The 12473-nt window shown below is 72.4% G+C and carries 13 protein-coding genes; 6 read left to right on the top strand and 7 right to left on the bottom strand.

The window, feature by feature from the left end; translation table 11 throughout:
- Positions 1-185 precede the first annotated feature (185 nt).
- The 4 genes from B072_RS43385 to B072_RS47760 form a co-directional block, all read right to left on the bottom strand.
- Positions 186-593 (bottom strand): lasso peptide biosynthesis B2 protein, encoded by a 408-nt coding sequence (locus B072_RS43385; RefSeq protein WP_018531336.1) that lies wholly within the window; start codon positions 591-593, stop codon positions 186-188.
- Entirely contained in the window at positions 590-841 is a 252-nt protein-coding gene (locus B072_RS0117905; protein WP_026245977.1) for a lasso peptide biosynthesis PqqD family chaperone, read from the bottom strand. Before B072_RS0117905 ends, B072_RS43385 begins: the two co-directional genes overlap by 4 nt.
- Positions 842-846: 5 nt before the next feature.
- Complete coding sequence (locus B072_RS0117900; RefSeq protein ID WP_106432887.1) at positions 847-2724, bottom strand: asparagine synthase-related protein; 1878 nt, start codon at positions 2722-2724, stop codon at positions 847-849.
- Positions 2725-2814: 90 nt separating this feature from the next.
- Entirely contained in the window at positions 2815-2949 is a 135-nt protein-coding gene (locus B072_RS47760; RefSeq protein ID WP_018531333.1) for a keywimysin-related RiPP, read from the bottom strand.
- Positions 2950-3276: 327 nt separating this feature from the next.
- Here B072_RS47760 and B072_RS0117890 point away from each other — a divergent pair, with 327 nt between their 5' ends.
- A complete protein-coding gene (locus B072_RS0117890) occupies positions 3277-4893 on the top strand; it encodes a cytochrome b (RefSeq protein WP_018531332.1) in 1617 nt (538 codons plus the stop codon).
- Between the two features lie 103 nt (positions 4894-4996).
- Complete coding sequence (locus tag B072_RS0117885) at positions 4997-5188, top strand: DUF4177 domain-containing protein (protein ID WP_018531331.1); 192 nt, start codon at positions 4997-4999, stop codon at positions 5186-5188.
- On the opposite strand, the gene B072_RS0117880 is transcribed toward B072_RS0117885, so the two are convergent.
- Entirely contained in the window at positions 5169-5720 is a 552-nt protein-coding gene (locus tag B072_RS0117880) for a GNAT family N-acetyltransferase (protein WP_018531330.1), read from the bottom strand. The genes B072_RS0117885 and B072_RS0117880 overlap by 20 nt on opposite strands.
- A gap of 40 nt (positions 5721-5760) precedes the next feature.
- Positions 5761-6648 carry an RNA polymerase sigma factor SigJ gene (sigJ, locus tag B072_RS0117875; RefSeq protein WP_026245976.1) on the bottom strand — a complete coding sequence of 296 codons (888 nt, stop codon included), beginning with the start codon at positions 6646-6648 and terminating at the stop codon, positions 5761-5763.
- A 106-nt stretch (positions 6649-6754) separates the two neighbouring features.
- Between sigJ and B072_RS49210 the strand changes: the two genes are divergently transcribed.
- From B072_RS49210 to B072_RS0117865, 3 genes are all read left to right on the top strand, one after another.
- The gene (locus tag B072_RS49210) at positions 6755-7132 is read left to right on the top strand and encodes a hypothetical protein (RefSeq protein ID WP_078506473.1); all 378 of its coding nucleotides are present in this window, start codon (positions 6755-6757) and stop codon (positions 7130-7132) included.
- Between the two features lie 67 nt (positions 7133-7199).
- The gene (locus B072_RS49205) at positions 7200-7595 is read left to right on the top strand and encodes a hypothetical protein (RefSeq protein WP_158689204.1); all 396 of its coding nucleotides are present in this window, start codon (positions 7200-7202) and stop codon (positions 7593-7595) included.
- A 767-nt stretch (positions 7596-8362) separates the two neighbouring features.
- Positions 8363-9004 carry a DUF11 domain-containing protein gene (locus B072_RS0117865; RefSeq protein ID WP_018531327.1) on the top strand — a complete coding sequence of 214 codons (642 nt, stop codon included), beginning with the start codon at positions 8363-8365 and terminating at the stop codon, positions 9002-9004.
- A 44-nt stretch (positions 9005-9048) separates the two neighbouring features.
- Here the strand turns inward: B072_RS0117865 and B072_RS0117860 are convergent, their stop codons facing one another.
- Positions 9049-10392, bottom strand: a complete 1344-nt coding sequence (locus B072_RS0117860) for a hypothetical protein (protein WP_018531326.1) — start codon at positions 10390-10392, stop codon at positions 9049-9051.
- A 141-nt stretch (positions 10393-10533) separates the two neighbouring features.
- Here B072_RS0117860 and B072_RS0117855 point away from each other — a divergent pair, with 141 nt between their 5' ends.
- Positions 10534-12450, top strand: coding sequence for a ricin-type beta-trefoil lectin domain protein (locus tag B072_RS0117855; RefSeq protein ID WP_018531325.1), 1917 nt, complete (start codon positions 10534-10536; stop codon positions 12448-12450).
- Positions 12451-12473 lie beyond the last annotated feature (23 nt).

The raw sequence follows: 12473 nt of genomic DNA, 5'->3' as shown, positions 1-12473 counted from the left end.
GCTCGCGCCGTTCCTCGCGCCCCTCAGAGCTCGGGTCCGGTTGTTCGTTCGCGGGTGCGGGTGGGGGGTGGTTGCTCGCGCCGTTCCTCGCGCCCTCAGAGCTCGGGTCCGGTTGTTCGTTCGCGGGTGCGGGTGCGGGTGGGGGTGGGGGTGGGGGTGGTTGCTCGCGCCGTTCCTCGCGCCCCTTACGGGGCCACCGTCATCAGGGGGCAGTACTCCCCCGCCTCCGCCCTCTCCCCCACCATCCGGTCCCCCGTCTGCACCCAGGCGTGCGGGGCGAACGGTGGGGCCGCGCGGACCCCCGCGTGCCAGGTCGGCCAGGTGCCCCGCGTCCGGCACAGCAGGGCGATCGCCACCGATCTCGGCAGGCAGCCGTACCAGCCCGCGCAGCGGCGGCTCGCGGTGACCACCGAGTCGTAGGCCGCCAGGGCCTCTTCGTGCGTGGCGGGGCGGGCGCCGCGGGCGAGGAGGGTGAGCAAACGGCGCAGGCGGTCCGGGCGCAGGCGGGCAAGGCCGAGGGCGAGGGCCACGGCCGTGCGGGTGCGCGGGCCGCGGGTGGCGCCCGGCCGTGGCATCGTCATCTCGGTGCTCACGGCGTGGCCATCTTCGCGTCGACGAGCCGCTGGGCGAGTTCGGCGACGTCGGCCTCGGCGCGGGCCCGGTCGATGTCGAACTCCGCCATCAGCCGGTCGACCGCCGTCCCGAGGTCGTGCCCCTCGGCGAGCGTTGTGACGACGAGGGTGCCGGAGTCGTTCAACTGCCAGTACTCACCGGCCCGTTGATCGAGGAGTACGCCCCCGTAGTCGGTCCGTGTCACGGCTATGCCGTCCCTGAGCCTCAGCGCCTTCACGGGGTCAGTGCCTCTCTGTGCGTGGAGTCGGTGGCCCGCAGCCACATCTCGCAGGCCACCGTCGCGTCGATGGACCACCGGGTGTGCGGCGGTGCGTACGGGTCGGCCGCCAGCGCGTCGAGTTGGGCGACGTCCACCAGGCCGAGGGCGGCCAGCCGGGAGGCGTCCGGGTCCCACAACCGCCGGATTTCGTCGGCGTGTTGAGCCAGGCCCTGGACGATGTCGCCGCTCATGTGGTCCTTGGTGGTGCGGGCGAGGAGCGGCGCGGGCACGGTGTCCCGGACGGCCTCGGTGAGCAGGGGCTTGTAGCGGCCGGGGTCGATGCGGTCGGCCAGACGTACCGACAGGGTCGCCTCCAGGACGTGGTCGGCGTACATCGGCGCCGCGACCGGCAGGCCGAGGGCGAGGCCGTGGTCCTCCATCGCCTGGAAGTGGCGGGCGCCGATACGGACGGTGTCGAGGTCGAGGTGGCGGCCGGGGCGCGGCCCGAAGGGTTCGGCGCCGGAGGCGGCCGCCGCCCGGAAGGCGTCCTGGATCAGGGTGCGCGCGTCGGGCGTCAGCCAGGGCGGCAGGGACTGGACGACTCCCCAGCCCAGTTGCGGAGTCCGGGCGGTCGGAGGCGGGGCCGTGTCCGACACCGCGCCCGCCAGCCACGTACGGAAGGACGGGCGGGCGAGCAGGGCGCGGAGGGTGCCCGCGAGCGGCCAGCCGAGCTGGTGGCGTACGGCGCCGACGCGGTTCCAGGCCGCGAGGGGCCGGCCGGGGAACAGGTCGGCGGCGACGGTCGGCAGCGCCATGAACAGTTCGTCGCCGCCGTAGCCGGTGAGGTGGCAGCCTGAGCCGTGGGCGGCGGCGCGGGCGAGGGGCAGCAGCGCGCGGGCGCGGGCCGGGGCGACGGGCAGCGGTTCGTCGGTGGGAACCTCGTCGGGGCCCGGCGGGGCGGCGACGTCCGCGTAGAAGAGGGGCGCCTCGTCGGCCGGGACGAGGTGGTGGGCGATGCCCGTGCCGTCGAGGAGCTCCACGGCGCGGCGCGCCCAGCCCTCGTCCTGTGCGTGGCGCTCCCGGGAGGCGACCGTCACCAGGTCGATGCGGGCGTCGGGGGCCGCGCGCCGGGCGAGGAAGGTGAGCGAGGTCGAGTCGAGCCCGCCGGAGAGTTCGCAGCTGATGCGGGGGCGGCCGGCGACGTGCGCGCGAACGGCGGCGTCGAGGGCCGTACCGAGCGTCGAAGCGCCCTGGGACAGCGGGAGTTCGGGTGCGGGCGGCTGCCACCAGCGGCGGGTGCGGTGCGTTCCGTCGGGGCGCAGGACGAGGGCGTGCGCCGGGTCGGTCTCGGTGATGCCGCGCCACACGGGCCGCCCGCTGAGCGGGTGCGGCACGAAGTCGAGGAGGCGCAGGGCGAGCCCGGTCTCGTCGAGGCGGGCGCCGGTGAGGTGGGCGAGGACGGCCGGGCGGTCGGAGGCCAGGCACTCCCCCGCGTGTTCGGCGGCGTACACGCGACGCAGTCCGGTCGCCGTGCCGCGCACCCAACTCTCCGCGCCCCGGCGGGAGATGACGTGGTGGACGCCGGGCAGCCGACGGGCGAGGCGGTCGTGCAGGCCGGCGTGGTCGCGGGTGGCGTCGAGGTCGGCGCCGAGTCCGGTGACCTCGCAGGGGCCGATGACGACCACGGCGTCCGGGCCGCGCTCGGCACTGCTGACGTGGCGCAACGGGGTACGGGCGATCAGCCAGGGCCGGCCGGAGGGGTACCGGAACACCGGTGCGCCGGGTTCCGTGGAAGGGAGACGCCCGGCCGCCGTCCGGCCCGCCGGGGTGTCCGGCAGGACGACGAAGCAGTCGCGTGCGTGGGGCGGCTGTACGGGCGGGCGGCCGGGCATCTTCACCTTTTCTCGTTCGCATCTGCTGACGCACGCCCACAGGGTGCGGGCGACAGGGCGTCGGACGTCGGGGCGTCAGGCAGCGGGGCGTCAGACGATGCGGCGGACGATCCACTCCTTGTACGAGCCGACGAAGTAGCCGGCCGTCACCTTGGTGAAGTCGCCCTGCTTGACCATCGCGGGCTTCGCATAGCTCTTCTTCGCTTCCTGCGCCTGCTTCTTCATGACCGGCTCTCCGTCTCGGTTGTGTGCAACGGATGTGATTGATGTGCAGCGTGTGAACACCACGCGGATCATTGCCCGTTCGCAAACGTCCATGCGTGCGACGCGCCCCCTTTCGACACTTGACCTGATCCTTTCTCGCCCATGTCGGGCTTAGGGCGATCAAGGTCCATACGTCGGGCCCGGACGGCCGCGGTACGGACGGGTAGGGCGCCGGAAACCGCCAGCCGTTCAGCGCGCAACAACCCCGTTGAGCAGGCAACCAACCGCCGATGTCACATTCCTGCCGCCTGATCAGTCGTCTCTGTGAGCACCTACGGGAGGTTCACGATGACCAAGAGCACGGACGCGCCGGCGGGTGAGCGCGTCGCCGACTGGGCCGACGGACGGCTCGGCGTGTACGGCCTGGGCCGCAGGTACCTGCGCAAGGTCTTCCCCGACCACTGGTCGTTCCTGCTGGGGGAGGTCTGCCTCTACACGTTCCTCGTCCTGATCCTCACCGGCGTCTACCTCACCCTCTTCTTCCATCCGTCGATGAACGAGGTGGAGTACCACGGCAGTTACGTCCCGCTGAGCGGTGTACGGATGTCGGAGGCGTACGCGTCGACGCTCGACATCAGCTTCGAGGTACGCGGCGGACTGCTCATCCGGCAGATCCACCACTGGGCCGCGCTGATCTTCGTGGCGGCGATGTTCGTGCACATGATGCGGCACTTCTTCACGGGCTCGTTCCGCAAGCCCCGTGAGCTGAACTGGCTGTTCGGCTGGCTGTTGCTGTTCCTGGCGCTGTTCGAGGGCCTGTTGGGGTACTCCCTGCCGGACGACCTGCTGTCCGGCGCCGGCATGCGGCTGATCGAGGGGATGACCCTCGCCGTCCCGGTCGTCGGGACGTACCTGTCGTTCTTCCTCTTCGGCGGCGAGTTCCCGGGCGGCGACATCGTGGCCCGCTTCTACTCGATCCATGTGCTGCTGCTGCCGGGCATCATGGCGGCGCTCGTCGTCACACACCTGATCCTGGTCTTCTACCACAAGCACACCCAGTTCCCCGGCCCGGGAAAGACCGAGCGCAACGTGGTGGGCCAGCCGTTCTTCCCCGTCTACGTCGCCAAGGCGGGCGGCTTCTTCTTCCTCGTGTTCGGCGTGGTGACGCTGATCGCGGCGGTCGCGTCCGTCAACCCGGTCTGGGTGTACGGCCCGTACCGCCCCGACCAGGTGTCGACCGGCGCCCAGCCCGACTGGTACCTGGGGTTCGCGGAGGGGCTGGTCCGCGTGATGCCCGGCTGGGAGATCGTGGTCGGGGGGCACACGCTCGCGCTCGGGGTCCTCGTCCCGTTCCTGGCGTTCCCGCTGTGGCTGGTCCTCATCGGGGTGTATCCGTTCGTGGAGGCGTGGATCACGGGCGACCGGCGCGAGCACCATCTGCTCGACCGCCCGCGAAATCGCCCTGTCCGTACGGCACTTGGAGTGGCCTGGCTGACGGGCTTCCTCGTCGCGCTGGCGGCCGGCGGCAACGACCTGTGGGCCACGCACTTCCATCTCTCGGTGAACGCCATCACCTGGACCGCGCGGATCGCGCTGTTCGCCGGGCCGGTGCTCGCGTTCGTCGTGACCAGGCGGATCTGCCTGGGGCTGCAGCGACGGGACCGGGACAAGGTGCTGCACGGCCGCGAGACGGGGCGGATCAAGCGGCTGCCGCACGGCGAGTACGTCGAGGTCCACGAACCGTTGGAGCGGGCCGAGCTGTACCGGCTCACCCAGCACGAACAGCCCGCCGCGCTGGAGGCCCCGCCGGACACGGACGAGCACGGGGTGCGGCGGCGGGTCCGGGCGACGGAGCGGCTGCGGGCGGCGCTGTCCCGGTGGATGTTCGGGGAGGGGGCGCAGGTACCGAAGGCGCTGCCGCCCGCGACCGGGAGCGAGGAGGAGCGCACGTCGCTGCACCGGTGAACCTCGCGGGGGCGGCGGGCGCGCCACGGTCGCCGGGCGCGCCGGCCCGTCCTGGCCGAGTATCGAGGGAGAGCCGGGTGGAACGAGCGAGGGAGACCGGAGCATGGCCGCACCGTGGGAGCACAAGGTCCTGACGTACAAGCTCGGCATGAAGGGCTTCGACTACGGCCAGGTCGAGGAACAGCTGAACGAGCTGGGCCGCGACGGCTGGCAGGCGGTCGGCACCCTCGCCCCCAGCTTCGGCGCGGGCCAGGCCATCGAGATCGCCGTCATCCTCAAGCGGGCCGGCGACTGAGTTCCGGGGCGTCCGGCTTCCACTCGTGGGCGAGGAGGCCGAGTACCGCCTCGTCCAGGAACGCGCCCATCACCCAGGACGACGAACGCAGCACGCCCTCGCGGACGAAGCCGTTGCGCTCGGCGGCGCGCAGCATCGCGTGGTTGTCCGTCAGCGTCTCGATCTGCAGCCGCCACAGGCCACGTACGACGAAGCCGTAGTGGCACAGGACGGCGACGACGTCGGTGCCGTAGCCCTTGCCGCGGGCGGACGGCAGCAGGCCGAGGCCGATGTGCGCGGACCGGTGGTGGAGGTCGATGCCCCAGAGCGTCGCGGCGCCGACGAGCGCGCCGCCGTCCAGCTCCACCACGGAGAACGGGAGGTTCTGTTCGTCCGTGTCGTCCACCGAGAACTTCGATCCGGACGCCATCGGCCGCCACGGTCTGCCGTCGGCCCGCGAGGTGTTGACCACGTCGTCGTAGAGCCCGTCCTTCAGGACCGGGACGTCGTCCTCGTGCCGGGCCCGCAGCCCGATCCTGCCACCTGTCAGCATGCGGGGTTCCTACCCGAGGGGGCCCCACGGTGGCAATGCCCTACGCCCACGCCCCGAGCTTCTCCGGATTGCGCACCGCCCAGATGTGCGTGACCCGGCCGCCCGCGAAGCCGAACGCCGCCACGGTCGCGGTGGCCCCGGCGAACCGTGCGACGAGCCCCGGCGCCCCGTTCACCGTCCGCTCCAGGAGGGTGAGCCCCGGGGCCTTCTCCGCGAAGAACGCGAGGTAGCGGGCGATCTCCTCGCCGCCCTCGACGGGGCGCAGCGCCGTGCTGACGACACCGCCGCCGTCGGCGGTCATCGTGGCCGCCGGGTCGAGCAGGCCGACCAGCGCCTTGATGTCCTTGGCCTCCCACGCCTGCTTGAAGTCCCTTACCAGGACGGCCTGTCGCGCGTGCTCGGTCGCCGCGTCCGGCACCCCGCGGCGGATCCGGCCGCGGCCCGACGACGCCAGCTGGCGGCAGGCCGCGGGGGTCCGTCCGAGGATCTCCGCGACCTCCGCGAACGCGTACTTGAAGACGTCGTGCAGGACGAACGCCACTCGCTCGGCCGGTGTCATCGACTCCAGTACGACGAGGAACGCCATGCTCACCGACTCGTCCAGCGTGATCCGGTCCGCCGGGTCGGCCACGTCGCCGCCGGGCCACTCGGTGCGGTCGGGCAGCGGCTCGGGGATCCACGCGCCGACGTAGCGTTCGCGCCGCGCCCGTGCCGAGCCCAGCTGGTCGAGACAGACGCGGGACGCCACCGTCGTCAGCCAGGCGGCGGGGTTCTCGACGGCGGCCCGCTGCCGCGGTGACCTGGCGTACCAGCGGGCGTACGTCTCCTGCACGGCGTCCTCGGCCTCGGCGAGCGAGCCGAGCATGCGGTACGCGAGGTTGGTCAGATGCCGTCTCTCACCGGCCACCGCGCTCACTTCTGTCGTCATAGTGCCGTCCCCCCTGACGTTCCTGACGTTTTCCGACCCTGCGTCGTCGGAGTACCGGAACCGTACAGAAGATCCACTGCCGGCAGGCAGGAGAAGGGACCTCACCATGGCCACCCAGACGGCGACCGCTCCCCGCAGCACCACGTTCCTCCAGGTCACGGTCGCCCTGCAGACCGCGACGATCTTCCTCCAGGCCGTCAGCGCCGGGCTGCTGCTCACCGCGCACTACGGCGAGGTCATCCACGGCGTCGGCGCCCGCGTGATGTACGCCGCGTCGATGCTCTACGTCCTCGCGGCCGTCCTCGCCTGGAAGCCGGGCGGCGGTTCGCCCCGGCCCGTCCTGTACGCGACGGGGTTCCTCGTCCTCGCCTCGGCGCAGGTCGTGCTCGGCATCGCGCACGTGCCGTCGGTCCATGTCCCGCTCGGCATCCTGATGTTCGGCCTCAGCGTGCTGGCGCTGACCCGTCCCCGGGCGCGGTCGTGACGCGGCCGTGCCCCTGACGCGGCGCCCGGCGACCCACAGCAGCCCCACGGCGGCGACCGCGAGGACGATGTGGCCGATCAGGTTGGCGGTGCCGGCGGAGCCGACGTCGGGGGTCTGGCCGAAGCCGATCCAGGCGTACGTCAGCGTGGCGCCGGCGGCGAGCGCGTACTCCTGGCGCGGTCCCCAGCCGGACCTCCTCGACCAGGAGATCCCGAGGGCCAGGGCGGCGACCGCGACGGCGAGGGACGCCGCCACGCCCCACCGGCTGGGCTGGAGCACCAGCCAGAAACCGCTGGTCAGCACCAGTGCCGCCGCGCCGGCGAGGACGGGGCGAGGCGCACCGCGCGTGGACCGGCCCGGCGCAGGGGGCCGGATGCGGAACGCGGCGGCCACGAGCAGGACCACCACCGCGGCCGTGCCGGCCAGTCGCGGCCAGGGCGCCATGAAGTGGGAGTCGTCGTAGCTGCCCCAGCCGACGACCACCGCCCCGAGGACGAAGAGGACGGCGGTGACGGACAGCCCGGTGCGGCCCAGCCACGGCTGCCGCGCGCGGTCCGGGACCAGCGCCTCCATGAGCGCGATCGGCACGGTGATGCTCCACACGGCGTGCACGGCGAGGACCGAGAGCAGTCCGTAGCCGCCGATGCCCAGGAACGGCACGTGCGTCACCGAGACCATGTCGTAGTCGCCCGAGTAGGCGGCGTTGAACAGCATCTGATCCAGGAGCCCCTCCTCCACCAGCGCGTACGCGGCGCCGAGGAGCAGGATCGAGGACCATCCCCGGCCCGCGCGCCGGACGGCCTCGCGGATCAGCAGAGCACCGCCGCCGTACAGCAGCGCCATGATCGGCAGCTGTCCCACCATGTCGCCGGAGGTCGCGCCGAGCAGCAGCTCCCCGACCACCGGCGCCAGGAGGAACAGCCCCACGGCGGGTATCGCGCGTCTCATGTCGGCGACGCTACGAGCGGCGTGGCCGGCGGCGCGTCCGCCGACGGGCTGGAAGCGGTCAGCCGAAAGGACGGGGACGGGGTGACGAAAGTCGGCGCTGCTCCCCCCGGCGCCGGAGCCGCCCGCACCTGGAAGCGGGCCGAACGGCCCAGCGAAGTCCCCCGGAGGGCGCACCGCGGGTCGGTGAAATACGCGGGCGCGCCACGGGCGGGGCATACGGTCCGCATGCGCGTCCCCGCGGCGATGCCGTCGGCCCCGCCCAGCCCCTCCAGGAGAAACCCTGTGCACACCCACACCGTCCGGCTCGCCCGCGCCGTGGCCACGGCGGCCGTCGCCGCCCTGACGCTCGCCCCGGCCGCGTACGCCGGTGCCCGCGCCGACGAGGCGGACCTGTCCGTCACCCTGACCGCTCCCGACCGCCTCCGGCCGAGCGGGCTCGGCTCCTGGACGGTCTCGGTGCGCAACGCGGGTCCCGCCTCCTCCGGGGGGACGCTGACCCTGGACCTCCCTGACGGCATCGTCCTGGAGACGGGCCCGGCCACGATCTGCGAGCTCGGCGGCGCGCGGGCGACCTGCGCGGTGAGCGCGCTCGCCCCGGACGCCACCCGTGACTACGCCTTCACGGCCCGGCCCGAGGACTACGCCGAGGGCGCGTACCGGGTGACGGCCACGATCGCCGCGGAGGTGTGCGACCCCGCCCCGGCGAACGACACGGCGGCCCGCACCACCGTCGTCGACACCCCGTCGCACCTGTCGGCCCTGTCGGTCCGGGCACCTCTGCCCGGCCCGTCCGTGGCCCGGCTCGCCGCCACCGGGGCCGAGTCGCACGTCGCCCAACTCAGCACTGTGGCCGGGCTGTTGCTGGCCGCGGGCACGGCCTTGATGCTGCTCGCCCGGCGCATCGGACACGGCCGGACCCGGTAGCGCCCCGCATCGTCAGGGCGTCCTCAGGGCGTCTTCAGGGCGCCTCAGAAGCCGCCCCCGAAGTCCCCGCCTCCGCCACCGCCGCCCCCGAAGTCGCCGCCACCGCCGAAGTCCCCGAAGCCGGACGAGTCGAAGTCGGCCCCGGAGTAGTCCCCGCCCTCGTACCCGGCGCCGGGCCCGAAGTCCCCGTACCCGGAGCTGTAGTCCGCCGCGTACGCGGGGCTCGCCATCATCGACCCCAACACCGTGCCGACCAGCAGCCCGGGCAGCATCCCGCCGCCGAAGTAGCCGCCGGCCCACGGCCCGTACACCGGCCCCGCGTCGTAGTACGGCCGCCGTTCGCCCGACCCCGCGTCCACGGTCCGCACCATCGGCTCCTCCCCGTCGCGCAGCCGCGTCGCGTCCGCCGCGCACACCGGGACCTGCCGCGCCGCACCGCCCGGCGGCGTCCACTCGGCGTCCTCCACGGACGGCCCGTGCCGCGGGTCGAAGAAGCAGGGCGCCCGGCGCTCGGGCAGCGGGCGGCCCTCTCGGCGCGCGGCCAGCAGGGCGAGCGAGAAGCGGCCGTCCTCCACCGCCTGCGTCACCCCGCGCACGTCCTCCGGGCGCTCGGCGGCGCCCATGTACTGCTTGGCCTTCTCGTACGCGTCGAGCGCCCGCTCGTAGTCGGCCCGCATGGCGTCGTCGGCGCCCGCCTCGGCCGGGTGGAAGTCGAGCCGGTCGAGTTCCTCGCCGAACGCGGTGATGTCCTCGTCGACGACGACCCGCAGCTTTTCGAGGGCGGCCCGCTGCTCCTCCTCCCGCCTGCGGCGATTGCGGCGCACCAGCGCGTACGCGCCCGCGCCGCCGACGACCAGGACGCCACCGACGCCGACGAGGGCGCCCACGGGCACCCCGCCGTCACCGTCGTCCACGCCCCAGGAGGACGGCGCCGTGCCCCTGGCCGTGCGAAGGGCACTGTCGACGAAGTCGTCGAGCTGTCGCTTCACCGGCTCGCCCTGGACACTGGTCGTCACGTTGTGAACGGCGTCACGGGACATCACCGAGCTGTCGGCGCGCGCGTCGAAGGCGTCGCCGAGCCGGATCCCGTAGACACCGACGATGCCCGTCTTGGTCCGCAGGTTCGTGAACAGGTCCTGTTTCGGGACGTCGGCGGGCAGTACCGCCACCATCACCGGCTTGTTCGCGTCCTTGATCGTCTTTTCGAGCTCGTCGACATCGGCTGAGGTCAGCGTGGTGCCGGCGGCCGGATCTACGTAGACGGGGCTCTTCTGCAGGGCGTCAGCGACGGCGGATACGTCCGTGGCGGCAGAGGCGCCGGGCGCCATGGCCACCGGGACGCCGAGCGCGAGCAGGGTCGCGGCGAGGGCCGCTACGAGGGGCCTCATACCTCGACGCTAACCCAGTCCGGGTGTGAATGACGGGTCGGAGCATTCGTGACGTGAAGTCTTGACGCACACATGGAACACCCTTTAACTCACGTCTTGAACTAAGCCATGAGTGTTGCGAGTTGAGACTCAGGAGGCATCGTGCACACCCCCACGCGATCGACACGGACACGATCAGCAGCACGATCGGGCGGAACCCGGCGACCGACCAGGCTGCTCCTGGCCGGGATCCTCACCACCGCCGGCCTCTACGGAGCGTCCGCCGCCCCGGCGCAGGCCGCGAACGAGCAGGTCACCGTCTGGCTGACCACCACCGACGACAGCGGCGGGCGGCACGTCACGCGCGGTCTGCAACAGCAGGCCCCGGTGTCGTTCCAGTCGGGCACCGGCTCGTCCGGCACGGTGGTCACCGTGGACGAGAACACCCGCTACCAGACGTTCACCGGCGGCGGCGCGTCCTTCACCGACACCGCGGCCTGGCTGATGAACAGCAGCGGCGCCCTGTCGACGGCCACCCGGGACGCGACGATGAAGAAGCTGTTCTCGCCGACGGACGGCATCGGGCTCTCCTTCGTCCGCAACCCCATGGGCGGCTCGGACCTGGCCCGCTTCGGCTACACGTACGACGACGTCCCGGCCGGTCAGAGCGACGCCTCGCTCGCGAAGTTCTCCATCGCCCACGACCAGGCCGACGTGCTGCCGCTGACCAAGCAGGCCAAGCAGCTCAACCCGGCGGCCACCGTGATGGCCTCGCCGTGGACCGCCCCGGCCTGGATGAAGGACAGCGGCCAGCTCAACGGCGGCTGGCTGAAGGCCGAGAACTACGGCACGTACGCGAACTACTTCGTGAAGTACATCCAGGCCTACCAGGCGGCCGGTGTGCCCATCGACTACGTCACCGCGCAGAACGAGCCGACGTGCTGCTCCGGCTACCCGTCGATGAGCTGGAACGGCTCCGGGCTCGCGTACTTCACCAAGAGCGAGCTGCTGCCCAAGCTCGCGAGCGCGGGCGTGAAGACCAAGGTCCTGGCCCACGACTGGAACTGGGACACCTACGACGCGTACGCGGCGCCGACCGTGGACGACGCGGCCGTGCGCTCCCACCCGAACTTCGGCGGCATCGCCTGGCACGGCTACGGCGGCGACATCGCCAAGCAGACCGAAGTGCACAACAAATACCCGCAGTTGGACGCCTTCCAGACCGAGCACTCCGGCGGCACCTGGATCGCGAACCAGCAGCGCGAGGACATGATGAACATCATCGACTACACCCGTAACTGGGCGAAGTCGGTGACGAAGTGGTCGCTGGCCGTGGACCAGAACCGCGGTCCCCACAACGGCGGTTGCGGCACCTGCGACGGTCTGATCACCGTCCACGACGGCGACGGCCGCTCGGGCCAGGTCGACTACAACATCGAGTACTACACGATGGGCCACCTGACGAAGTTCGTCCGCCCTGGCGCCGCGCGCATCGCCTCCACCGGTTCGTCCGCCGTGCCGAACGTCGCCTGGCGCAACACCGACGGCTCCAAGGCCGTCATCGCCTACAACGACGCGGCGGGCGCCAAGGACGTCACCCTCAACTGGGGCGGCCAGCACGTGACTTACTCGCTGCCGGGCAAGACGTCGGCGACGTTCACCTGGAGCGGTACGCAGTCCGGCGGCACCGCCGACCGGACGGGCGCCCTGAAGGGCCTCGGCGGCAAGTGCCTCGACGTGAAGGACGGCTCGACGGCCAACGGCACGACAGCCCAGATCTGGACCTGCGTCGCCGGATCGCAGAACCAGACATGGACGGTGAAGGGGGACGGGACGGTCCAGGCGCGCGGCAAGTGCCTCGACGTGTCCGGCGCCTCCACCGCCGACGGGGCGAAGGTCCAGCTCTACGACTGCAACGGCACCGGCGCCCAGCAGTGGCGCCTCGAATCGTCCGGCGACCTGGTGAACGCCGCGGCGGACAAGTGCCTTGATGTGACCGGGAATTCGTCGGCGGACGGGGTCGCTACGCAGATCTGGACGTGCACGGGGGCCGGCAATCAGAAGTGGGCCTTGTCGTAGCTGAGGTCCGGGGCTCCGCCCCG

This window comes from Streptomyces sp. HmicA12, assembly GCF_000373565.1.
In the GTDB taxonomy this organism is placed as follows: domain Bacteria; phylum Actinomycetota; class Actinomycetes; order Streptomycetales; family Streptomycetaceae; genus Streptomyces.
This window is presented reverse-complemented; position numbering and strand designations above follow the sequence as displayed.